The 23,038-nt window shown below is 72.8% G+C and carries 24 protein-coding genes; 21 read left to right on the plus strand and 3 right to left on the minus strand.

The window, feature by feature from the left end:
- Positions 1 to 225: 225 nt before the first annotated feature.
- Complete coding sequence (locus DI272_RS24560) at positions 226 to 804, minus strand: response regulator transcription factor (protein WP_181387308.1); 579 nt, start codon at positions 802 to 804, stop codon at positions 226 to 228.
- Between the two features lie 531 nt (positions 805 to 1,335).
- Here DI272_RS24560 and lxmK point away from each other — a divergent pair.
- The 16 genes from lxmK to DI272_RS24640 all read left to right on the plus strand — a co-directional run bounded on the left by lxmK (position 1,336) and on the right by DI272_RS24640 (position 15,311).
- Positions 1,336 to 2,472 (plus strand): class V lanthionine synthetase subunit LxmK, encoded by a 1,137-nt coding sequence (gene lxmK, locus DI272_RS24565; RefSeq protein ID WP_109497442.1) that lies wholly within the window; start codon positions 1,336 to 1,338, stop codon positions 2,470 to 2,472.
- Positions 2,469 to 3,518, plus strand: coding sequence for a T3SS effector HopA1 family protein (locus DI272_RS24570; RefSeq protein ID WP_109497443.1), 1,050 nt, complete (start codon positions 2,469 to 2,471; stop codon positions 3,516 to 3,518). Before lxmK ends, DI272_RS24570 begins: the two co-directional genes overlap by 4 nt.
- Positions 3,519 to 3,520: 2 nt before the next feature.
- Entirely contained in the window at positions 3,521 to 3,883 is a 363-nt protein-coding gene (locus tag DI272_RS24575) for a transposase (protein ID WP_109497444.1), read from the plus strand.
- A 69-nt stretch (positions 3,884 to 3,952) separates the two neighbouring features.
- On the plus strand, positions 3,953 to 4,819 hold the full coding sequence (locus tag DI272_RS24580) for an ABC transporter ATP-binding protein (RefSeq protein ID WP_258314658.1): 867 nt from the start codon (positions 3,953 to 3,955) through the stop codon (positions 4,817 to 4,819).
- 2 nt (positions 4,820 to 4,821) lie between these two features.
- Positions 4,822 to 5,700, plus strand: a complete 879-nt coding sequence (locus DI272_RS24585) for an ABC transporter permease (RefSeq protein ID WP_109497445.1) — start codon at positions 4,822 to 4,824, stop codon at positions 5,698 to 5,700.
- Entirely contained in the window at positions 5,697 to 6,680 is a 984-nt protein-coding gene (locus DI272_RS24590; RefSeq protein WP_109497446.1) for an LLM class flavin-dependent oxidoreductase, read from the plus strand. Before DI272_RS24585 ends, DI272_RS24590 begins: the two co-directional genes overlap by 4 nt.
- On the plus strand, positions 6,673 to 7,320 hold the full coding sequence (locus tag DI272_RS24595) for a flavoprotein (protein ID WP_109497447.1): 648 nt from the start codon (positions 6,673 to 6,675) through the stop codon (positions 7,318 to 7,320). Before DI272_RS24590 ends, DI272_RS24595 begins: the two co-directional genes overlap by 8 nt.
- 47 nt (positions 7,321 to 7,367) lie before the next feature.
- Positions 7,368 to 8,417 carry a hypothetical protein gene (locus tag DI272_RS24600; RefSeq protein ID WP_109497448.1) on the plus strand — a complete coding sequence of 350 codons (1,050 nt, stop codon included), beginning with the start codon at positions 7,368 to 7,370 and terminating at the stop codon, positions 8,415 to 8,417.
- On the plus strand, positions 8,414 to 9,157 hold the full coding sequence (locus DI272_RS24605) for a bifunctional 2-polyprenyl-6-hydroxyphenol methylase/3-demethylubiquinol 3-O-methyltransferase UbiG (RefSeq protein ID WP_109497449.1): 744 nt from the start codon (positions 8,414 to 8,416) through the stop codon (positions 9,155 to 9,157). The genes DI272_RS24600 and DI272_RS24605 overlap by 4 nt, the downstream gene beginning before the upstream one ends.
- Positions 9,158 to 9,230: 73 nt before the next feature.
- Entirely contained in the window at positions 9,231 to 9,497 is a 267-nt protein-coding gene (locus tag DI272_RS24610) for a hypothetical protein (protein ID WP_109497450.1), read from the plus strand.
- Between the two features lie 221 nt (positions 9,498 to 9,718).
- A complete protein-coding gene (locus DI272_RS24615; protein ID WP_109497451.1) occupies positions 9,719 to 9,916 on the plus strand; it encodes an LxmA leader domain family RiPP in 198 nt (65 codons plus the stop codon).
- Positions 9,917 to 10,097: 181 nt separating this feature from the next.
- Positions 10,098 to 10,295: an LxmA leader domain family RiPP gene (locus DI272_RS24620; protein ID WP_109497451.1), complete on the plus strand. Its 198-nt coding sequence runs from the start codon at positions 10,098 to 10,100 to the stop codon at positions 10,293 to 10,295.
- A 130-nt stretch (positions 10,296 to 10,425) separates the two neighbouring features.
- A complete protein-coding gene (locus DI272_RS24625; protein WP_109497452.1) occupies positions 10,426 to 11,697 on the plus strand; it encodes a pitrilysin family protein in 1,272 nt (423 codons plus the stop codon).
- A complete protein-coding gene (locus tag DI272_RS24630; protein WP_109497453.1) occupies positions 11,694 to 12,992 on the plus strand; it encodes a pitrilysin family protein in 1,299 nt (432 codons plus the stop codon). Before DI272_RS24625 ends, DI272_RS24630 begins: the two co-directional genes overlap by 4 nt.
- Before the next feature lie 247 nt (positions 12,993 to 13,239).
- The gene (locus DI272_RS24635) at positions 13,240 to 13,437 is read left to right on the plus strand and encodes an LxmA leader domain family RiPP (protein WP_109497454.1); all 198 of its coding nucleotides are present in this window, start codon (positions 13,240 to 13,242) and stop codon (positions 13,435 to 13,437) included.
- 71 nt (positions 13,438 to 13,508) lie between these two features.
- Positions 13,509 to 15,311, plus strand: a complete 1,803-nt coding sequence (locus tag DI272_RS24640; RefSeq protein ID WP_109497455.1) for an ABC transporter ATP-binding protein — start codon at positions 13,509 to 13,511, stop codon at positions 15,309 to 15,311.
- Positions 15,312 to 15,647: 336 nt separating this feature from the next.
- On the opposite strand, the gene DI272_RS24645 is transcribed toward DI272_RS24640, so the two are convergent.
- On the minus strand, positions 15,648 to 16,838 hold the full coding sequence (locus tag DI272_RS24645; protein ID WP_109497456.1) for a pyridoxal phosphate-dependent aminotransferase: 1,191 nt from the start codon (positions 16,836 to 16,838) through the stop codon (positions 15,648 to 15,650).
- Between the two features lie 447 nt (positions 16,839 to 17,285).
- Here DI272_RS24645 and DI272_RS24655 point away from each other — a divergent pair, with 447 nt between their 5' ends.
- The 3 genes from DI272_RS24655 to DI272_RS24665 all read left to right on the plus strand — a co-directional run bounded on the left by DI272_RS24655 (position 17,286) and on the right by DI272_RS24665 (position 20,215).
- The gene (locus tag DI272_RS24655) at positions 17,286 to 17,534 is read left to right on the plus strand and encodes a hypothetical protein (protein WP_109497458.1); all 249 of its coding nucleotides are present in this window, start codon (positions 17,286 to 17,288) and stop codon (positions 17,532 to 17,534) included.
- A gap of 369 nt (positions 17,535 to 17,903) precedes the next feature.
- Positions 17,904 to 18,422, plus strand: a complete 519-nt coding sequence (locus tag DI272_RS24660; RefSeq protein WP_109497459.1) for a DUF2617 family protein — start codon at positions 17,904 to 17,906, stop codon at positions 18,420 to 18,422.
- Between the two features lie 149 nt (positions 18,423 to 18,571).
- Complete coding sequence (locus DI272_RS24665) at positions 18,572 to 20,215, plus strand: polyamine aminopropyltransferase (protein WP_109501013.1); 1,644 nt, start codon at positions 18,572 to 18,574, stop codon at positions 20,213 to 20,215.
- Positions 20,216 to 20,303: 88 nt separating this feature from the next.
- Here the strand turns inward: DI272_RS24665 and DI272_RS24670 are convergent, their stop codons facing one another.
- Positions 20,304 to 20,846: a peptidoglycan-binding protein gene (locus DI272_RS24670; RefSeq protein ID WP_109497460.1), complete on the minus strand. Its 543-nt coding sequence runs from the start codon at positions 20,844 to 20,846 to the stop codon at positions 20,304 to 20,306.
- A 213-nt stretch (positions 20,847 to 21,059) separates the two neighbouring features.
- Between DI272_RS24670 and DI272_RS24675 the strand changes: the two genes are divergently transcribed.
- Positions 21,060 to 22,244: a sensor histidine kinase gene (locus DI272_RS24675; RefSeq protein WP_109497461.1), complete on the plus strand. Its 1,185-nt coding sequence runs from the start codon at positions 21,060 to 21,062 to the stop codon at positions 22,242 to 22,244.
- Positions 22,241 to 22,939, plus strand: a complete 699-nt coding sequence (locus DI272_RS24680) for a response regulator transcription factor (protein WP_109497462.1) — start codon at positions 22,241 to 22,243, stop codon at positions 22,937 to 22,939. Before DI272_RS24675 ends, DI272_RS24680 begins: the two co-directional genes overlap by 4 nt.
- Positions 22,940 to 23,038 lie beyond the last annotated feature (99 nt).

Here is a 23,038-nt window from a genome sequence, read left to right on the forward strand (position 1 = left end):
CCACCACGAGACGGCGCGCCAGCAGCCGCGGCACACCGTGCGTACCGCGCTCGCGCACCAGGACGTCGGCATCGCTGTCTTCCCACTGGCCACCGCTGACGAGGTCGGTGAAGACGCGGCGGACATGGGCTTCGGGGCAGAGCTGCCCGGGGCCGGCCCCCGGTGGCGGGCGGCGGGGCATGCCGCCGCGGGCCGGGTGCCGGCGCCGTCGTCGCCCCGCTGCGCTCAGGCGGTGAGCAGGGGGCGGGTCAGGCCGAGCCGGGCGGCGAGGACCGCCGTCTCGACGCGGTTGCGGGTGCCGAGCTTGCTGTAGATCACGCTCACGTGGTCCTTCACCGTGGCCGGGCTCAGCACCAGCTGACGGCCGATCTCGGCGTTCGACAGTCCCCCGGCGAGCATGGTGCAGACCTCGGACTCGCGGGGAGTGAGGGCACTGACCCGGGCCCGGACCTCCACGGGCAGGCTGGTGCGGTGCAGCTCGTCGATCAAGGAGAGCATGGCGTCCGAGGTGACGACCCGGTTGCCGGCGGCGACGGTGGCGATCGCGTTGTGCAGCACCTCGGGCGCGGCGTCCGGGTGGAGGACGGCCGCGGCCCCGCCGCGCAGCGCCTCACTGGCGACGTCCGCATCGACGTCACGCACCAGCAGGATGATCTCCAGCTGCTGCCTCTGGCGCCGGAGCGCGCTGAGATAGCGGGAGATCCTGCGGGCGGACGGACGAAGGCCGGCCACGATGATGTCGGGGCGGTACCGGCGGGCGGCCAGGGCGACGTCGCTCTCGCTGCACGTGCCTTTGACCTCCACACGGGGCGCCCCGTCCAGCACCGCACCGAGGCCCAGCCTCGCCAGATGATCATCGTGTGACACAAGAACGCCAATCACGTGCTTCCCCCATGTGTGGTTTTGCTCCCGCCTGTTGGTCATCAAGCGGAACTTAGCGATCAATCGTGCGGGCACCACGAACCGATCTCAATCTTTTCTCTCAAAGTTGAGCTTCTGCAGAGGTTCGTGAGCCGTTGCCTGTGTGAACCATGTGAAGAATAGGCCAACTTCCGACACCTGTGCCGCGGACGCCGGTGTCCCGTGCCGACCCGTCCGGCGTGCCGCGCCGCAGCCCCGCGGAAGTCTCGACTACGGCGCTGACCTGATCTTTCTGTCCGCGCGCGCCGCCGCGCCGGTACCCGCCTGGCGGGCCCGCCGCCCTGCCGTCCGGCGGGGTTCGCCCCCCGCCGGACGGCGGGGTGACGGGCCCCGTACGGCCGATGTGCGGACCGGACAGCCATGGGCATCATCCATCCCGCGATGCCTACAGAAACATCACAGCCAGGGGGTCAAGTGCAGGGACAGCGCGCCACATTCACCCCGTCGGATCTGGAGGCGGTACCGGCGGTCAACGCTCTGCTGGGCCGGCTCGGTCTCGGACGGCTCGCGACCGAGGACGTGGAGTCTCTCTTCGGCCGCAATGAGAACTGGGCCGGGACGACCTCGGCGGGCGTGGGCGTGTTCGTCAAGCGGGTCTCCCTCGACGGCGGCCCCGAGGACGCGGCGCTCCGGATCGCCCGCAGCCGGTCCTTCGCCACCATGATCGCGGCGCACGGTTCCCCCGACCTTCACACTCCGGAACTCATCGGGGAGGACGCCACCTCCCAGGTGCTGGTGTTCCGGCTGCTCGACGAGACGCGCACGTTCGCCGAACTGTCCGCGGACGAAGAACTGGACGCGGCTCTGGCCCGGCGCGCCGGACGGGCCGTCGGTGTGCTGCACGGCCTGGGCGAGGCCCTCGACGGCACGACTCATGCGGACGGCCTGGACCGCTCGTCCTTCCCCTTCCCCAGCCTGGGGCTGCTGCGTGCGCTTCCCCTCAGCGGCTTCATGAACCTGACCTTCGCGGAGGTCACGCTCTGGCGCATCCTGCACGGCGACCCCGAACTCACCGAGGCTCTGGCCGCGTTGCGCCGCTCGGAGGCGGCCGCGCCACAGGTCACGGCCCACTGTGACCTGCGCTTCGACCAGTTCCTGCTGTCGCACGGCACGCTCCATCTGACCGACGGCGAGGAGTTCCGCTGGGCGGACGCGGCCCGCGACATCGGCTCCCTGGCAGGCGAGTGGCTCTTCCGAGCCATCACCGGCCTCACCTCACCCGGGCGGGACGCCCCGCCGGCCGCGCTCGTCGTGCGCGAGGCCACGCACGAGGAGATCGTCGCGCGCGGTGTCGCCGAGATGGACCGGGTCCGTCCGCTGATCAGCGCGTTCTGGGCCGGTTACCGCTCCACCCGGACCACCGCCGACTCGCAACTGGCCACCCGCGCCACCGCGTTCGCGGGCTGGCACATGATCGACCGCGCCATGGCGACGGCCGGCCGCGGCAGCCGGCTGCCCGCGGTCACCCGGGCGGCCATGGGCGTGGGACGTACCGCACTGCTCGCCCCGCAGAACTTCGTCGGGGCCCTCGGACTGGAGGCAGGACGATGACGACGCTGCGGACCGACCCGATACCCCTCACCGTCGACGGGCTCGCCCCCCGGCTGGCCCGGGCGCTCGACACGGTGCACATCGCCGACGACGGGCTGGCGGCCCGCGTCGGAACGGCCGAGGTCACCGCCGACACCCCGGTGAAACTGCGCGACCGGCTGGCCGTGTCGCTCTACGAGAACCTGCACGCGGGCCGCCCCGGCGGTGAGGAGACGCTGCCGCGCACCCTGCGCGACACTGCCTTCGAACAGCCCCTGCACGAGGCGACCCCGCACACCACGACGCCGTACCGGGCCCGGATGCACGGGCTGCATGACGACCAGCCCGTGATGGAGATCGAGGGCGTGCGCGTGCTGGTGCCGGCCACTGGTCCGCACGGCCCGACGGACCCCGACGGCACCCTGCGCGCCGCGGCCCTGCGCGCGACGCGGGCATCCGAGGCGGTGTGGGCCGACCTCGTGGTGCCCGCCGTGCGGCCCGCGCTGTCACCGGGGTTCTTCCTCGCGGACGGCTCGCGCGGACGGCCCGCCGGCGGGCCGGTGCTGCGCCTGTACACGCACATCACGCAGGCCCGGTACGCGGCGGACGTGTGGGGCGTCGTGCTGGGCGCACTGGAATCGGCCGCGGTCCCCTACCGGGCCAAGGTGTCCTCCTCCCCGCTGCTGTTCCCGCGCCGTGACGCGCTCGTCGTCTACCTGGACACCGGCGCGCTGCACGCCCTGGACGCGGTGCGCGAGGCGGTGCGGGACGTGCCGGGCCTGGGGCCCGACACCTCCCCGTTCACGTACGAGATCGCGCCGGGCTTCGCTGCCGCGTGGGAGCCCGACGACGAGCGGCCGGGCCGCCGCCACATGAGTTTCGGCGAGCACCGCTCCGCCCTCGTGGCGCAGGCACTGGTCGAGCACGCCCTGTCCCCGGAGCACCCGTCGCGGGACGCGGCGGTCGCCCACGCGCTGCGCGAGGCGGGCGTCGACCCGGCCCACCCGGCGCGCGGGCTGCGCCAGCCGCACGCCGATCCGCGGGTGAGTCCGCGCAAGGAGGCGTGAGCGTGCCCAGGCCGCCGGCGCTGCCGGCCAAGGACAAGACACGGCTGGTCCTCTCGGTACTGGCCAAGGAGTGCACGGTCTCGGAGGCCGCCCGCGCTGCCCAGGTGTCGGAGCAGTCCATCGCGAACTGGCGTCGCCAATTCATCGAGGGCGGCAGCATGGCGCTGGCCGGTGCGGCCCCGCCGTCGGGCTCGCAGCGCGAGGCGGCCCTCACCGAGGAGGTGCACCGGCTCAAGCAGGCGCTCGGCGAGGCGTACGTGGAAGTGATGGCCTGGCGGCGCACGGGGGACCGCCCCAGGGTCCCTTCGAGGACCTCGAAGCGCTCCGCACCGAACTGGGAATCCCCGTTTCGAGGTACTGCGTGATCTTGGGAATCCCTCGCCGGACCTACACCCGGCGACTGCAACAACATCGAACGCGGGAGGAGCACGACGATGCACGGTCCGACTGATGTCGTGACGCCGGCCATCGCCGTACGGGACCTGACCATGCGGTACGGGCGCCAGGACGTGCTGCGGGGAGTCGATCTGACGGTCGAGCAGGGGGAGTTGCTGGCCCTGCTCGGCCCCAACGGGGCGGGGAAGACCACCACCGTCGAGATCCTCGAGGGCTTCCGGACGCCGACCGAAGGACACGTCGAGGTGCTGGGCCAGGACCCGGCGCGCGCGGACGAACGGTGGCGCGCGCAGGTCGGCGTGGTGCTCCAGTCCTGGCGCGACCACGCCCGGTGGCGGGTGGGCGAACTGCTGGAGCACGTCGCCTCGTACTACCCCGCGCCGCGTTCCGTGGCCGGGACCCTCGACACGCTGGGGCTGACCGCGCAGGCCCGCAAGACGTGCCGGGAGCTCTCCGGCGGCCAGCGGCGACGCCTGGACGTCGCCCTGGGGATCATCGGCGACCCGCGGCTGCTGTTCCTGGACGAGCCGACGGCGGGATTCGACCCGGTGGCGCGCCGCGAGTTCCACGAGCTGATCGAGCGGCTGCGGGAGGACGGCATGACGATGGTGCTGACCACGCACGACCTGAACGAGGCGGAGCGGCTCGCCGACCGCACGGCCGTGCTGATCGACGGCCGGATCGCCGCCTTCGGCACGGGCGCGCAGCTCGCCGAGGAGGCGCGGGCACGGGCCCGGGTCGTCTGGACGGACGGCGGGGAACGCCGCGAGCAACGGGCGGCGGACCCGTCCCGTCTGGTGTGGGAGCTGCACCAGAAGTTCGGCGGACCGATCCCTGGGCTGGAGGTCCACCGGCCCACGTTGGAGGACGTGTACCTGCGCATGGTCGCGGAGGCGGAGGGGTGAACATGAAACGTGGGGACGGGACGTCGCCGGGGCCGCGCGGCGCCGGACACGGGTCCGGGCGGGTGCTGGCGGTCGGGGTCCGCCGGGGGCTGATCGAGGTGCACCAGCTGGTGCGCACTCCGCGCGAGGCGTTCACGCTGCTGAGCACCCCCCTGCTGTTCATCGTGCTGGGGGCGGTCGTCGACGGCGACATACCCGGCTCGGCCGTGCCGATGGCTGATCTGCTGGTGGCCGGCGGCGTGACCACGATGGTGGTCCAGGCGGGGCTCCTGACGTTGGTGCAGACGCTGGCCGTGGAGCGGGAGGACGGCACCCTGCTGCGCATGCGGGCGGTGCCGCACGGCATGCCCGCCTATCTCGTGGCCAAGACCGTCGTGGTGGTGACGACCGCGGTGGGCGGTGGCGCGCTGACCCTGGCGGCGGGAGTGCTGGTGCTCGGCACGTCGGGGCCCGGGAGCGTCCGGGACTGGCTCGTGCTGCTGTCCGTGCCCGCCATCGGGCTGCTCGCCCTGGTTCCGCTGGGCGCGGTGCTCGGGGCCGTACTGCCCAACGCCCGTGAGGCGCTGGGCTTCCTGATGATCCCGCTGCTGGCCCTGATGCTGTTCTCGGGCATCTACTTCCCCGTCACCTCGTTGCCGGGCGCCGTGCAGGACGTCGTCCAGGGCTTCCCCCTGAAGTGGACGGCCCAGGGCGTGCGGGCCGCGCTGCTGCCCGACGCGGCGCTCGCCGCGGAGGCGGGCAGCACCTGGGATCTGCCGAAGGTGTACCTGATCAACGGCGCCTGGGCCCTCGCGGGCTTCCTGGTCGCCCCGCGCGTCCTGCGCCGGATGACCCGGCGCGCGACCGGCGCCCGACCCGAGAAAGCCGAGGCTGAGGCATGAACCGTCCCCTGAAGCACATATCCGCGATCTTCCCGATCCAGCCCGACGCACTGGACCCGATGGTGGAGATCGGCACGTTCGCCCGCGACGCCGGGGTGCGCCGACTCTGGCTCGGGCAGTCGCTGCGGGTCGAGACGCACCTGGCGCTCGCGGCGTTCGCCGCCCGGGTCCCCGGGGTGGCGCTCGGCACCAGCGTGGCGCTGACGATCCTGCGCCACCCGTACCAGGCGGCTGTCGAGGCGCGCTCGATCAGCGCGCTGTCCGGCGCCCCGTACGTGGCGGGGTTCGGCCCGGGACCGGTGGGTTTCCAGCGCCAGCTGCTCGGCGAGCCGTACCCGAAGCCGCTGCGCGCCATGCGGGAGTACGTGACGGTGATGCGCCGGCTGCTGGACAGCGAACGGGTCGTGCACGAGGGCGAGTACTTCACGTCGACGGCACCGCTCATGCACGTACCGGCGCCGCCCATCGAGGTGGGCCTCGGGGTGCTGCGCACCGGCATGGCCCGCACGGTGGGCGAGGTCGCGGACGCCGCGATCACCTGGTTGACACCGCACTGGTACATCAAGGACGCGCTGATCCCCGCCATGGTGCGGGGGGCCGAGCAGGCCGGGCGGGTCCGTCCGCCGCGGGTGGTGTCGGTGCTGCACGCCGCGCTGGAGCGGCCCGGCCGCAACCTGCGCCGCACCGTCTTCACGGCGACCGGACCGCACCTGTCGTCGGAGCACTACACGGACATGCTGCGCCGTGCCGGCGTGCCGGCGGACCCGGCCGAACCGGTCAAGGGCGCGGAGGCACTCATCGAGCAGCAGGTGTTCGCCACGGGCACGGCGCAGGACATCGCGAAGGTGGTCCGTGCGCATCGCGAGGCCGGGGTCGACGAAGTGGTGCTCAACGTCTGCGGTGTCTATCTCACCGAGGGCGACCGGGCGGCCATGGAGGACCTCGGCGAGATCCTGGAAGCGGTCGCGGCCGATGACTGACACGACGCTCCATCCGGAGCTGGGCGAGATCCCGGTGTTCCGTGGGCGGCGGCTGGTCCTCGTGGTGACCGGTTCCCTCAGCGCGGCGCACACGCCGTTCTGGACGAACTGGCTGCGGCACGCGTACCCGGAGACGGAGCTGCGGGTGGTGCTGACGCGCTCGGCGGGCCGGTTCGTGACGCGGCAGGCGCTGGCCTCGCTCAGCGGTACCGCGGTCGAGACGGATCTCTGGCCGGACGAGCCCGCCACGAGCGCCCTGCACGTCGAACTGGCGGAGTGGGCGGACACGTTCGTGGTGGCGCCCGCGACGCTCGGCTTCTGCACCCGGCTGGCGAACGGCATGGGCGACAGCCCCGTGCTGCTGGCCATGCAGTGCAGCACGGTCCCGCAGGTGCTGGCGCCCGCGCTGCCGCCCGGCGGTCTGACCTCCCGGGCGTACGAGCGGGCCCGGGACCTGCTGGCAGGGGCACCGCACGTGGCGGTGGTGCCGCCGGTCGCGGGGCTGAGCAGCACCACCGGTCGCCGGGACGCCGCGCTCAACGCGCCGATGCCGACGGTGATCGCGACAGCCGAACGGCTCCGGACGGCGATCGCGCGGCAGCGGACCGCCGGCCGTCCGGACACCCGGGCCGCGTCGTGACCTCCCGGAGCGCCTTGGCGCGAGCCACCCCCGAGGACCCGGAAACCGTGCGGAGGCCGCCCGCCCTCGCCCTGTTCGGCACCGGATACCTGGCGACGCGGGTGACGCGGGCCGGCGACGGCTTCCTGTGGTCCCGTACCGCCGGGCCGGACCGGCCGGAGGACTTCACGCCGGTGCCCGCGGCTCTGGCCCGTGCAGCGCGCGCCGCGCGGGGCTGGGCCGTCGGGGGCACCCGGGTGGTGCTGGGGGCCGAGGAGCGGGTGCGGGCCGAGGACTACGGGCCGCTGCCGATCCGCGGAGCGGGCGTCGTCGAGCGCCGCTACCCGGCGCCCGCGCCGTACTCGCTCGGGCATGTACTGGGCAACCGGGCAGCGGCTCCCGCGCACTGGGCCGCCCTGCCGCGGCTGCTGGAGCGGGTGGGCGAGGTACTGCGGCAGGTGCACACCTCCTTCGCCGACGTCCCCGTGGCCGGGGGCCCAGCCGGACCGCGCAGGCTGGCGCACTGGCTGGCGGGTCGTCAGAACATCGGCCGGGCAACGCGGTTGTGGCAGGAGGCCCACCGCGTCCTGGGGCCCGAGCGGATGGCCGTGGCCGCCTCCTGGTGCACGGACCCGGGCGCGAGCACGGCACCGCCCGTGCTGCTGCTCGGTGGCACCGGACTGGGCTCCCAGGTGCCCACCCCTGATGCGGCCGACTGCGTCCTGCTGACCGGCGAGGAACTCGCAGCCGGGCCCGCCTCCCACGATCTGGGCTGGATCGTCGGTGAGCTAGCCGAGTTCCGGCTGCTGCACTTCACCGGGTCGGCCGAGGACGCCGCCGCCCACTGCGCGTCGGCGACCGCGGCTCTGCTGCGCGGCTACGCCGGCGGCCCGGGACCTCGTCCGGCGTCCGCGGGCCTCGACGCGGTGGCACGGTCGGCCGTGCTCCGCATGTTCACGCACTGCCTCGACTACGCGGCGTTCGTCGGCTGGGACGACCGGTTCCCCGATCACCTGGACGTGCTCGCCGCGCTGCTGGACCACCCCATGGGCACCATCGACGGCCTCACCGGCGCACCCGTGGCACCGGACGTGGCCTTGGAAACGGAGGAATCGTGATAGCGCAGAACGCCCATTACAACGAGAAGATGGCCAGCGTCTACGAGCAGATGTACCCCATCGGCTTCGACACGGACGCGGCCCTGGAGTTCCTCGCCACGCTCGCGGAGCCCGGCGCGCGGGTACTCGAACTCGGTGTCGGCACCGGAAGGATCGCCGTCCCGATGGCCGAGCGGGGTTACCGCGTCTTCGGCGTCGACGCGTCCGAGTCGATGATCGCCAAGTTGGCCGAGCGGGACAGCAAGGGCGAAGTCACCGTGGAGCTCGGTGACTTCACCCAGCCGGGACTCGACATGGGCGGCGATTTCCCGCTCGTGACACTCGTCCTGAACACGTTCTTCGTGGCCGTCTCGCGGGAGGCGCAGCTCAACTGCCTGCGCAACGTGCGCGACCAGTTGGCGCCCGGGGGCCGTTTCGTTCTGGAAGCCTTCGACCCGTCGCCCTACCACGTGCTCACCAAGCCGGACCTGTCGATGCGCTTCCTCGGCGAGAACGCGATCATGCTGGACACCTTGATGGTGGACCGCTCACAGCAGCTCATGGTCGCCACGCATACGATCCTGGACGGCGGAGCGCCGCAGACCACCCAGCATGTTCTGCGCTACGCGTTCCCCCAGGAGATCGACCTGCTGGCCGAGTTGGCCGGGCTCCGGCTGGTGGAACGCACTGCCGGCTGGCGCAAGGAACCCTTCACGGCGCTCAGCCCCCGGCATGTGTCCGTGTTCGAACGGGCAGAATAGCCGGGTTTATCGAAGACCCACCGGGCTCCGGCCAGGAAACCGGGGCCGATACCCGAAACAAGGGAGGCCAAGCATGATCGAGAACATCTCAGGGGCCATCGCCGTCGGCATCTCGACGATCCTGGGCGTGGCCGGCGAGAACACGTCGAAGAAGCGCGCCCAGGCGTTCACCAAGCGCTACGGGTCCTACGAGGGATTCCGGCAGCAGGTGGACGAGGACCGCGTCCAGGGGGTCCTCAGGACCCGCGGGAAGGTGGCGGCGATCAAGGAGGTGCGTGACAACTACCCCTACGTCTCGCTGCCGATGGCCAAGCGTTACGTGGAGCAACTGCCCGCCTGACGGTCCTGCCCCCCCCGGGCGCCGCCGCGGACCTTTCTCCCGGCGGCGCTTTTCACGGGTCACAAAGAGCGGACAGGTGCGAGAAAAAAGCGGAGGCAAAGCTTCACCGTAATTCCGGTGAGTCATATTTCTTTTTCCGTGGTGTAATCCCCGGTGAATCGTATAGAAAAGAAGTCGACGGCGGAACGGTTCCGTCGATCGTCTTCTTTCGAGGAGTCCTGGTGAACACCACCGACACCCTGCTCGCCGGCTACGCCGCGTACACCTCCGCCGACGAGATCGCCGCCGCCCAGGACGGCGGAGCGCCGGAGATCAGCCCGGTCAGCCTCTCGATCGCCGTCTCCATCGCCGAGTCCTCCTACGCCTGCAGCGCGGGCCTCAGCATGAGCGTGGGCGTGACCGTCGGCAAGGGCTGCTGAGCCTGCCGCCAAAGGCCCCTCATTTCCGCCGTCCCGCTCTCGGTCCACGCGGCCGGGCAATTCCGGGCTCCGGTCGCTCCGAAGAATTCAGGACCGCATCCGGATGTCCGGCGGGACAGGAAAGCAATTCCCTTCAGGCGCAGAACACGGCGCCGCATTCCCATCCCGAAAAGGAGTCACCGTGAACACCACCGACACCCTGCTCGCCGGCTACGCCGCGTACACCTCCGCCGACGAGATCGCCGCCGCCCAGGACGGCGGAGCGCCGGAGATCAGCCCGGTCAGCCTCTCGATCGCCGTCTCCATCGCCGAGTCCTCCTACGCCTGCAGCGCGGGCCTCAGCATGAGCGTCGGCGTGACCGTCGGCAAGGGCTGCTGACCAAGCCCCCCGGCTTCCTGTGACCCGGCCGGCCCGGCACCCCGACCCGGGTGCCGGGGCGGCGGTCGCCCTTGCCGGCTCCCTCCCACCCCGTACCGCCCGCAACCGGACACCCGAAGGGACGCGCACCGTGCGGCAGTTGACTCTCGAGAACGGACTGCGCGTCGTACTCGACGCCCGGGGCGGCCCGCCCGCCGTCGGCGTGGCCGTCCACTACGGCACCGGATTTCGCGGCGACCCCGCCGGACGCAGCGGTTTCGCCCACCTCTTCGAGCACGCCATGTTCCAGGGCAGCGCCTCGGTCGGTCCCGGCGAACACATCCGGGCCGTACAGGGTTCGGGCGGAACCGCCGGCGCGTCGACGCACCAGGACTACACGGACTTCTACCAGGTCGCCCCCACCGCGGCACTGGACCGGCTGCTCTTCCTGGAGGCCGACCGGATGGCCGGCGTCCGGCTGGACGCGCACGGCCTGGACATCCAACTGCGGGTGATCCGTGAGGAGATCGCCACCCAGGTCACCGGCCGCCCCTACGGCGGCTTCCCCTGGACCGTCCTCCCGTCCGTGCTGTACACGTCGTTCGCCAACGCCCACGACGGTTACGGGGATCTGGCCGGGCTGCGTCAGGTGACGCCCGAGGAGTGCGTCGCCTTCCACGCCGCGCACTACGCGCCGTCCCGCGCCGTGCTCACCGTGTGCGGCGGCTTCGACGAGACCGAGGCCGAACGCCTGGTGCTCCACCACTTCGCCGCCCTGCCCCCGCGGCCCGCTGCTCCCCCGCCCGACCTCGCCGAAGCGCCCCCGGTCCGCGCACGCGCCGGCGACCACGAGGACGCCCGCGCCCCCCTGCCCGCCCTCGCCCTGGGCCACCGGCTTCCGGATCCGTCCCACGCGCTGCCCGCCTACGTCGCCCACATGGTGCTCGCGGCCCTGCTGACCGGCACCGACCGGGCCCGGCTGACCGCCCGCCTGGTCACCGGGACCGGCCTGGCCACCGCCGTCCGGGCCGGCTGCGGCTTCTTCGGACCACTCCAGGCCCGCGACCCCGACACTTTCCAGACCGTCGTCACGCTGCGGCCGGACGCCGACGCCGAAGACGTCCGCGCGGAGACCGACCGCATCCTGACCCGGCTCGCCGAGCACGGCCCGACGGCCGACGAACTGACGCGCACCCGGACCCAGCTGTGCGTCTCCCTCTCGCGGACCTACGACAGCCTGGTGCATCGCACCCGGCACATCGGCGCGTTCACGCTGTTGCACGGCCGCCCGCACCTGGTCGACGCGCTGCCCGGCCTGGTCGGCCGCTGCACCGCCGACGAAGTCGCCGCCGCGGCCCGGAACCTGCTGGCGGTCCCCTGCGCGGTCCTGCGCCTGCACGTCCGGGAGGTGGCTCCCGTATGACCGCGCGCGCCACCGCGCTGCCACCGTTGGGCCCGCCCCGCGCATTCGTCCCGCCGCCGTGCACCGACACCGTGCTCGGCACCGGTCTGCGCCTGGTGACCGTGCGGTCCAAGACGGTGCCGCTGGCCGAGATCCGGATGCTCGCACCGCTGCCCGCGCACGCCGTCGATCCGGCCACCGCCGACGTCCTGGCCGGCCTGACCGCGCAGGAGTGCACCCGCGAGGTCACCGCGGGCGTCGACGAGGACCCCCGTCGCGAGGGCACGCTCGTCTCCGTCACCTGGACGGGCACCTGGCTCGCCCTGAACGCGTCGGTGCCGGCGACCGCCGCGCCGTGGGCCCTGCGGCTGCTCGCCCGCGTGCTCGCCCGGCCCCGGCTCACCGAGGAGGCGTGCACGGCCGCGGCCCGTTCTCTCGCCGCCCGGGCCCCGGGACGGCTCGCCCATCCGCGCACCGCGGCGCACGCGGCCCTGTACGCGCACGCCTACCCGGGCTGCCGGGAGCGGCATCCGGGACCGGACGCGCTGCTCGCCGTCACCGCCGCCGAGGTGACGGCGCTGCACGCGGCGCACGTCCATCCACGGGGCGCGTACGCGGTGGTCGTGGCGCCCGACGACCTCGCCGAAGAGGCGTCGCGTGCCTACGCCCTGTGGACCGGCACCGGGACCCGGCCGGCCGCGCCGCCGCCCGCGCCGCCGCCGGCCGGGCACGGGATACGCGCCGTCCCGTGGGGCGGCGACGCGACGACGGCGCAGGTTCTGCTCGCCGCCCCCGCACCGGACCGGACCGATCCCTCGTTCGCCGCGCTCTCACTCACCAACTGCCTTTTCGGCGGGTATTTCTCGTCGCGACTCATGCGGGAACTGCGGGAGAATGAAGGACTGGCCTATCAGATCGAATCAACCATCGACGATTCTTTCCCTCGTCCCTCCGTCCTGATCTCTTATGCGACCGCTCCGGAAAATGTCAGCCGATCTCTGCGCGCAGTGACACGGGAATTGCGAGATCTGACGTCCCGCCCGCCCGGCGCGGCGGAGATCGACGCCGCCCGCGCGCACATGACCGGCCTCACCTGGATCGGACAGACCTCCCAGTCGGGCCTGGCTTCCGCGTACGCCGGGGTGCTCGGCCACGGCCTGGACCCCGGCTGGCTGACCACCTTCCCCGAACTGCTGCGGCAGGTGACACCCGCGCAGGTCGCGCAGGCTGCCGCCGCACACTACGGCCCGCACCGGTTCACCGGTGTCGCCCTGGGCGCACCGCCCGGCGCGCGGGCCGAGTACGCACTGGAGTGAGAAGGAACTCGGAACCCGCGCCAAGAAGGCCGGTGGAACAGTCCCGACGGACTGTTCCACCGGCCTTTTCCGTTGTTTCGGACCAAAGCATCGAAGTCGCGAAAGTGAGCCAGTAAAGAATCTTTCCGATGCGTTGTCACAGCCAGCCGCGTGATTCCCCCAAAGAAAGGGGATGGCTCGTCGGTGGCGTCCGTGAGAGAAATTCCAGCGTCAGCTTCTTTTCCACCAGATCGCCAACGGAGGAATCATGAACACCGCGGACCAGCTCATCGCCGGCTACACCGCCTACACCGACTCGGCCGAGATCGCCGCGGACGCCACGGCCGAGGCCCCGGCCATCAGCCCGACGACCACGATCACGATCGTCTCGGTCGAGTCCGTGCTCGCGTCGATCGGTGCGTCCGCCAGCTTCAGCGCCGGTTACACCGTCTCGTCCGGCTGCTGATCCGACGCCGGCCGGCGCCCCACGGGGCGCCGGCCGGCGTCCTCACGACCGTCCTCGGAAGGGACTCCCGCATGAAGACCGGCTCCACCACCCCGGCGACCGCCGCACACCGCGTCCAGGTCTTCCGCGACCTGGTCCGGGACAACTCCGCATCGGTCGTCACCGCCCTGCTCCTGAGCCTGGCGGCGACCGCCGCCACCTTGGCCGTCCCGCTCCTGGTCCGGGACCTCATCGAGGCCCTCGGCCAGAACGACTCGGTCATCGACGTGCTGGCCTGGATGGTGCCACTGGCACTGGGCGGCGCCGCGGCCTCCTCCCTCTCCGGGTACCTGCTGGCCCGCACCGGGGAGCGGTTCGTCCTGCGGCTGCGCTCGCGGGTCATGGAACACTCGCTGCGCATGCCGCTGCCCGCCGTGCGCGCGGCGGGTCCCGGCAACCTCGTCGCCCGGATCACCTCGGACGCCATGCTGCTGCGATCGGTGGTCGACGTCGGAGCCGTGCAGGTGCCGGTCGCCGTGGCCTCCATCCTCGGCACCATCGTCCTGATGGCGATGATCGACCTGCTGCTGGTGGGACTGGCCTTCGCCGCGTTCGCCCTCGCCGGCCTGGCCATCTGGTACGTGCTGCGCCGGGTCCGCAAGGGCTACGAGTCGATCCAGATCGCCACCGGGACGCTCGCCCAGCGGTTCACCACCGCCCTCACCTCGCTGCTGACGGTGAAGGCATACCGGGCGGAGCGGCGCACAGCCGAGGCGCTCACCGATGACGCCGCCGCCCTCACCGACCAGATGCTGCGCGCGTCCCGTCTGCAGTCGGTGGTGCTGCCGCTGATGTCTCTCGGCCAGGAGGTTGCGCTGGCCGGCATCGTGATCGCCGGCAGCGCCCGGATCACCGACGGCGCGCTGTCCCTGGCGGACTTCATCGCCTTCATCCTCTATCTGCTGCAGTTGGTCAGCCCGGTCACCATCCTCGTCATGGGGTTCGGCCGGCTCCAGACCGGCCTCGCCGCGAAGGCCCGCTTCGAGGACCTGCTGTCCGCACCGACCGAGCCCGACGAGGCGCACGTCGGACCGCTCACCGGCATCCCTTCCGACGACACCGCGACCCACGCCGTCCGGTTCGAGCAGGTGTCGTTCTCCTACCCCGGCCGGCCCGCCCTGCGAGACGTGTCGTTCAGCGCGCCGCGCCGCGGACTGACCGCCGTCGTCGGCCACTCGGGGGCAGGCAAGTCGACTCTGTTCCACCTGATCGAGCGCTTCCTGGACTGTGACCAGGGCACGCTGAGCGTGCTCGGCCGTGACGTGGCCCGCTGGCCGCTGGGCGAGTTGCGCTCGCGGATCGGTTACGTCGACCAGTCCTTCACCCTGCTGGAGAGCACCGTCCGGGAGAATCTGCTGCTCGGTCTCGGCGACACTCGCGACGCGGACCTGGCCGCCCTGGACGAGCGGCTGATGGCGGCGCTCGCGTCGGTAGGGCTCGACGACGCGGTACGGGCCCTGCCACAGGGTCTGGACACCACGCTGGGCCGGGAGACGGACCTGTCGGGCGGCCAGCGCCAACGGCTCGCGCTCGCCCGGGCGCTTCTCAGCCCCGCCGAGATACTGCTCCTGGACGAGCCGACGTCGCAGATGGACGCGGACAACGAACTGCGCCTGCGGGACGCCGTCGACGAGTTGGCCCGCGAACGGTCCGTCCTGGTCATCGCGCACCGCATGTCGACGATCATGCACGCGGATCACGTGGTGGTGCTGAAGGACGGGACGGTGGCCGCCACCGGCACGCACACCGCGCTGATCACGACCGACGCCCACTACCGCGACCTGGTCGAGAAGCAGCAGTGGGCGCCCCTCGAACAGGTGGGCGCCGGAGCCTGACTCCTGGCCGGCCCGCCCCGCACGCCGCCCCCGGCGCGTCCTTCCCCCGGGACGCGCCGGGGGCGGACCGCGTCCCGGCCGCCGGACAGGGGACCGCTGCCGCGCCGAATCCTCGTCCGCAGAGGGTGGACCCGGGCGACGTCCTCGGCATGCGGCCGCCCGCGTACCGCGCTCTCCCGGAGCGCGGCCCGGAGACTGTACTGGTCGACGACCCTGCTCGTGACCCGCCGCCCAGCCCGTTCACGCCCCCGCTCCCCATCCGTCTGACCTGCGGAAACGCCATCAAGGCCGGCAGGCTCCCCAGCAGACCTCATGCGGGACGAAGAGGGTGTGAGCTCAGGACGCCAGGTGCCGCAGCCGGCTGGCGGCCTCGTCGAGAACGTCGTCCCTCTTGCAGAAGGTGAAGCGGACCTGGCTGCGGCCGGCGTCGGGGTCGTCGTAGAAGACGGAGTTGGGGATGGCGACGACGCCGCAGCGTTCGGGGAGGGCGCGGCAGAAGGCGTAGGCGTCCTTCTCGCCGAAGGGCGTGATGTCGGTGGTGATGAAGTACGTGCCCTGCGGCTGGTAGACCTCGAACCCGGCCGCGCGCAGGCCGTCGCCGAGCAGGTCGCGCTTGCGGCGGAGGTCGGTCCGGAAGCCGTCGAAGTACGCGTCCGGCAGGCGCAGCGCTTCGGCGATCGCGTACTGGAAGGGGCCCGCGCTGACGTACGTCAGGTACTGCTTTGCCGTCCGGACGGCGGAGACGAGCGCGCCGTTCGCCGTCACCCAGCCCACCTTCCAGCCGGTGAAGGAGAAGGTCTTGCCCGCCGAGCCGATCGACACCGTGCGGTCCCGCATGCCGGGGAAGGCCGCCAGCGGCAGGTGCTCGGCGTCGTCGAAGAACAGGTGCTCGTACACCTCGTCGGTGACGACCAGCAGGTCCCGCTCGACCGCCAGCTCGGCGATCGCGGTGAGCTCCTCGCGGGTGAGGACCGTGCCGGTGGGGTTGTGGGGCGTGTTGATCAGCAGCAGCCGGGTGCGGTCGGTGACCGCCGCGCGCAGCTCGTCGAGGTCGAGGCGGAACCGCCCGTCGGCCGGCCGCAGCGTCACCGGCACCCGGGTGCCGCCCGCCATCGCGATGCAGGCCGCGTAGGAGTCGTAGTACGGCTCCAGGGCGATGACCTCGTCGCCGGGTTCCAGCAGGGCGAGCAGGGCGGCGGCGATGGCCTCGGTCGCGCCCGCCGTCACCAGGACCTCGGTGTCGGGGTCGTAGGACAGTCCGTACCACCGCTGCTGGTGCGCGGCGATCGCGGCGCGCAGCTCGGGCACGCCGGGGCCCGGCGGGTACTGGTTGCCGCGTCCGTCGCGCAGCGCCCGCACGGCCGCCTCCCGGACCTCCTCGGGGCCGTCCGTGTCGGGGAAGCCCTGGCCGAGGTTGATCGAGCCGGTCCGCACGGCGAGCGCGGACATCTCGGCGAAGATCGTCGTCCCGAACCCGGCGAGCCGGCGGTTGAGGTGCGGGCGTGCGGTGGAGGTCATGCCGGTCATCCTGCGCCCAAGCTCTGGAGTTCCTCAACTCTGCTTTGGCCGGTGAGCCGCGGGGGCATCTCCCTCGCACGCAAGACCCCAGGCGCCCACGGGGGGACGTCTCGGGGGACACGAAAGGAGGGTGACGCCATGGTTCTCGGCATCATCCTGGCAATGGTCCTGATCGGGTTCGTGGTCGCGATCATCGCGGCGGCGAGCAGGGGGAGCTCGCGCGCTGTGCGCGCGGGTCGGCGCGGCGGCAGCAGCGGAAGCGGCAGCAGCTGGTGGGCCGACGGGGGGTCCAGCGGCGGCGGTTCGTCGTGCGGCTCGTCGAGTTCGTCGTGCGGTTCGTCCAGCTCCTGCGGGGGCGGCTCGTCGTGCGGCGGCGGGTCGTCCTGCGGGGGTGGGGGCGGTTGCGGCGGCGGCAGCTGAGCCGGGCTCCGGGGGAGGCGGAAGGAAGGCGGCGCCGTGTTCGCGGCTCTCGTCATCGTCCTGGTGGTTCTGTACTGGGCCCTGCTCCTGTGGCTGATCAGATGGTCGGTGCGGCGGAGCGGCGGCCGGCGGAGGTATCTCTTCGGGAGCTCCGGCGGCAGCGGCGGCGACACCAGCGGCAACAGCTGGGCGGACGGGGGCGGTGACAGCGGCGGCTCGTCGTGCGGCGGCGGGTCGTCCTGCGGAGGAGGCGGTGGGGGCGGATGCGGTGGAGGAGGCGGCTGACACGGGGCAGCTGAGCTCCTCACGGCATCCGGACGAGCCGGGCCCGCACGAAGGTGGGGCCCGGCTTTCGCGTGGGGGCGTGCGGATGCCCCGGCGTACGCCTCCGCGGTCCCGCGTGCGCCGTAGTTGAACAGTTGAACTGTGGAGCCCTCTGAGGGATGGAAACGCCACGAAGTTGGGTAAAAACGCTGTGGCGGCGCCACAGTTCATGATTCCCTCTAAATCACCAACGCGGGCCCTCGGCCGTCCTACGGACACGTCAGCTGCTCATCCCGACCGGGCCGACCGGGCCGCATCCCCGCCGGTGTCGACCCGGGTGCGCCGGCGCCCTCACACCGCCCTTTCTTTGCGTGCTTGCGGAGCCGACCCATGCTCACGACCCTGAACACCTCCTACACCGACACGCGCGCGGCCGACCTCGCCTGGGCCCTGGGACGCGAGCCGCTCCCGGCGCTGGCCACGCTCGACCTCGAACTGGCCGGGGCGAACCTTCAGCTGAGACTGCTCGGCGCGTCCCACCAGGTGCTCCTCGAGGAGGAGCGGGGCACCTGTTCGGAGACGGTGGCGTGCATCCCGGGCAGCAGCACCCCGCTGCCGCTGGGCGTCGCCAAGCGGGTCGGCGACTGGGAGTACGAGTTCGCGGCCCGGGTCGAGCTTCTCTCACCCGGTCAGTTCGCTGGTCGTGCCCAGGAGTTGCTGGCCCTCGTCGCCGACCATCCGCACGGCCTGGCGGGCGTCTTCCCCGGCAGTCCGCACGCCTTCACGGCCCTGCTCGCCCAGCGCCACGAGGGACAGGTGCTGTGGCGGACCTGGCACGCGTACCCGCAGGACGGCCAGTTGGTGGCGACGCGGACACGCGTCGGCGTCAAGGTTCCTGCCGCGCTGTAGGCCGGGTGCGCACGCCCCGGCGGCTGCCGGTCGACGCCCCGGCCGTCGACCCGCTCCGCCGGGCGCGTAAACCCCGACCGGCCCGGTGACCGCGAGTTCCACACGTGTGGGTGACGAAGCGTGCCGTTTCCGTGACGTACCGTCGCAAGGTGATCGAACCGCACGCGCCCGCCCCTCCCGGCACACCGCCGCCCTGGGCCGGTCCCGTGCGGCTTCCGGTGCGGCCCGGGGTGGGGCGGTTCCTGGTCCTCGCGGGCGTCTTCGTCTGCGCCGCGTGCGGACTGGTGTACGAACTCGAACTCGTCGCCCTCGCCTCGTACTTGATCGGCGACTCGGTCACCCAAGCCTCCGTCGTGCTGTCCGTGATGGTCTTCGCGATGGGGGTCGGCTCGCTCCTCGCCAAAGGGCTGCGGCGGCACGCCGCGGCCGGCTTCGGCGCGATCGAGGCCGCGCTCGCCCTGGTCGGCGGATGCAGCGCGATGGTGCTGTACGCCGTCTTCGCCTGGACCGGCGACTGGGGCGGCCTGTGGGCCGACGGGCCGCGCTGGCTGCTGGTCGCGTTCTCCCTCGCCATCGGCCTGCTCATCGGCGCCGAGGTCCCGCTGCTGATGGAGCTGATCCAGCGCATCCGCCGCCAGGACGCGGGCGGCGCCGTCGCCGACCTCTTCGCCGCGGACTACGTCGGCGGCCTGGTGGGCGGCCTCGCCTTCCCGTTCCTCCTGCTGCCCCTGCTCGGCCAGCTCACCGGCGCCCTGATCACCGGCACCGTCAACGCGATCGTGGGCGGCGCCCTCGTGCTCGGCCTGTTCCGCCGCGACCTGACCCGCCGGGCCCGCTGGCTGCTGGTGATCGCCAACCTCACCGTGCTCGGTGTCCTCGCCGCGGCCGCCGTCCTCGTCGACGACTTCGAGCGTGCCGCGCGCCACGCCGTCTACGGCGACGACGTCCGCGTCGCGGTCCAGACCGACGTCCAGGAGGTCGTCCTCACCGGCGGCACCGGCGGCCGCCCCCTCGACCTCTTCCTCGACGGCCGCCTCCGCGTCAGCGGCCGCGACGAACGCCGCTACCACGAGGCACTCGTCCACCCCGCGATGAACGGCCCGCACGCGCGCGTGCTGATCCTCGGCGGCGGCGACGGACTGGCGGCGCGCGAGGTCCTGCGCCATCGGGACGTACTCCGGGTGGACGTCGTCGAACTCGACGCCGGGGTCGTGCGACTGGCCCGCACCGACCCCGCCCTCGCCGCCCTCAACGGCCATGCGTACGGCGACCCGCGCGTCCACGTCACCACGTGCGACGCCTTCGGCCGGCTGCGGCAGGCGCGGCCCGCGGCCTACGACGTGGTGATCGCCGACCTGCCCGACCCGGGCATCACGGCCAGCGCCAAGCTGTACTCCCAGGAGTTCTACGGCCTCGCCCGCCGCGCCCTGGCCCCGGGCGGCCGACTGGTGGTGCACGCCGGGCCGGTCTCCTCCCGCCCCCGCGTCTTCTGGACGGTCGACACCACGATGCGCGCGGCGGGGCTGCGTACCGTGCCCTATCGCGTCGGCGGGCGCGCCGAAGGGTTCGCGGCCGGGCCCGACCGGGTGACCGGCGCCTCCCGGGCGCCCCGGGACTGGGGCTTCGTCCTGGCCGCCGCCGGTGCGGCGCCGCGCCTCGGCCTCGACCCGCAGGCCCCGCCGCCCCGGACCCTGACCTCGGCGTCCCTCGCGGCGGACGCCCGGTCCGTGGCCCGCACCCGGCTCACCGGCCTGGCACCGTCGACGCTGGTGCACCCCGCGTACACGGACTGAACGGGACACGCGCCCGCATGCGGACGGCGGCCCGCCCCCTCCCCGGGAGGGACGGACCGCCGTGTTTCCCCCGCTTCCCCGCGGTGGCTCAGACGACGTTCAGCGCGTTGTACGAGGCGACCTTCCAGCCGCGGGTGCTGTTGACCTTCAGGTAGTACTTGCCGGCGGAGCGCTTGAAGGTGACGTTGTGCTTCCAGCCCCAGAAGGTGACGGTGCCGTTGCCGTTGTCCACCAGCGAGGTGTCCGCCGCGCCGAGGGTCTTCGGACCGGCCTTGCCGTCCACCACCAGCCCGGCGTTCAGCCGGCTGTTGTACAGCTTCTGCCAGGACTTCACCGCGGCCGTGGTGTTGGACCCGTACTTGCCGTCGATGTCCGCCCAGTCGAACGTGGAGCCGTTCTTCTCCTTGGCGCCGTCCGCCCACAGCAGCATCTGCACCAGCGCGGTCGCGTTGCTGTTGGCGTGGCTGGTGGCGGACAGGGTGCCCTCGTCGCCCCAGTCGTTCGTCGGGCCGCCCGCCCCGGAGACGTACCCCTGGGAGACGCTCGCCGACGCCGGCGTCGCGGTGAGCGCGAGTCCGCCGCCGACGGCCGTGACGACGGCGAGCGCGAGAGCCTTCTTACGCAGAGACATGCGTGGTTCCCCTTCTGTCGCGCGGGCCGGGTTCCCCCGTTGAGCCCCCGTTTCGGCCCGCACCGGAAAGCTAGGGCGCACCCCGCCCGCCCCGAATCCCGCACTGGTTGGACGTTCGGCCCAACCTCGGCGGTAACCGCGCGGTTCCTGCAACTTCCGCGGTACCGCCGGAGGTTGACGCCCCCGCCCCGGCACCGGGGTTACGCTGCGGCGATGCGGATCCACCCCCTCGTCGTCGACGGCCTGATCACCGCGGCGCAGACGACCGTGGCCGTCCTCCTCGGGCGGGAGTCGGCCGCCCAGGGGTGGCCCGCACCCGACGCCCTCGCCTGGGTCCTCGTCGCCCTCGCCAACCTGCCGACCGTCCTGCGCAACCGGGCCCCCGTGCCGGTCTGCGTCGGCGTCCTCGCGGTCTTCGCCGCCTACACCACCCTCGGCCACTGGCCGGTGGTCAACTCCCTCGGCCCGATGCTCGCCTTCTACACCGTGGCGGCCCTGCGCCCGGCCCGCACCACCGCCGTCTGCGCCGCCCTGCTCGCCGGGTCCTGGATCTACGCCGGACTGGTCACCGAGGGCAGCTCCATGGCCTCGGTCGTCGCCCAGTCCCTCGCCTACACCCTCGTCCTGTGGTGGTTCGGCCACGCCGCCCGCCGCACCGCCGAACTGACCCGGCAGCTCAAGGCCGAACAGGCCGAACGGGCCCGCCGCGAGGTCGCCGAGGAACGCGTCCGCATCGCCCGCGAACTGCATGACGTGGTCGCCCACCACATGGCCGTCATCAACGTCCAGGCCGGCCTCGCCCGCTTCGTCTTCACCTCCGACGCCCGCACCGCGCGCGAGGCGCTCGACACCATCGCCGGCGCCAGCGGCGAGGCGCTCGCGGAACTCCGGCGCATGCTGGGCCTGTTGCGCGCCGACGTTGTCCAGGGCGCGGCCGACGGGGCCCCGGCGCCCGGCCTCGGTCAGCTCGCCGACATGGTGGAACGGGTCCGCGCGGGCGGCGTCCCCGTGGACCTCCGCATCACCGGCGCACCGCGCCCGCTGCCGCCCGGCGTCCAGCTCTGCCTCTACCGCGTCGTCCAGGAGGCCCTCACCAACGTCCTCAAACACGCCCCCGGCGCCCGGGCCCGCGTCGAACTCGCCTACCGGGCGGGCGAGATGACGGCGTCCGTCACGAACGAGGCGACGACCGACGCCGGGAAGGGGGTGAATCCGGCCAGAAAACAGGAGCGCGGCGGGCAGGCCGGCGGGCATGGCTTGATCGGAATGCGGGAGCGCGCCAAGCTCTACGGCGGGTCGATCGTCGTCGGCCCGCGCAGCGAGGGGGGTTTCGGCGTGCACCTGACCCTGCCGACGTCGGCACAGAGCGCACGCCGGGGGGACGCCGTCGCGGAATGACCGACACCGGCAATGAGCAACCGGCGATCAGGGTGCTGGTCGTCGACGACCAGTTCCTCGTCCGCGGCGGACTGGTCGCGCTGCTGCACGCCGCCCCCGGCATGGAGGTGGCCGGCGAGGCCGCGGACGGCGCGGAGGCCGTCGCCCTGGCCGCCAAGACCCGCCCCGACGTCGTCCTCATGGACATCCGCATGCCCGGCACCACCGGCATCGAGGCGACGGAACGCATCCTCGCGGCGGCGACCGACCCACCGCCCCGCATCCTGATCCTGACCACCTTCGACCTCGACGAGTACGTCTACGGCGCCCTGCGCGCGGGCGCGTCCGGCTTCCTCCTCAAGGACGCGGGACCCGAACGCCTCCTCGCCGCGGTGACCGCCGTCCACCGCGGCGACGCCCTGTTCGCACCCGCGGTCACCCGGCGCCTGGTCGAGGCCTACACCCGTACGGCCGACGGCACCGCGTCCGGCGCCGGCGCCCCGCCCGACCTGTCCGCCCTGACCACCCGCGAGGTCGAGGTCGTCACGCTGGTCGCCCGCGGCCTGACCAACGCGGAGGCCGCCGACCTGCTGTTCATCAGCGAGGCGACCGTGAAGACGCACCTCAACCGCACGATGACGAAGCTGGGGCTGACGAGCCGGGCCCAGGTGGTGGTCGTGGCGTACGAGACGGGGCTGGTGACCCCGGGCGGCTGAACGCGCCGGCTCGCTGCCGCCGCCGTGCCGCCTCCTGAGCGCGCCGACACGAGGGCGCGGTCACTTTCGACCAACGGGGGTGCACTCCGCGGTCCGCTG

The sequence above is a fragment of the Streptomyces sp. Act143 genome (genome assembly GCF_003143935.1).
GTDB lineage: Bacteria > Actinomycetota > Actinomycetes > Streptomycetales > Streptomycetaceae > Streptomyces.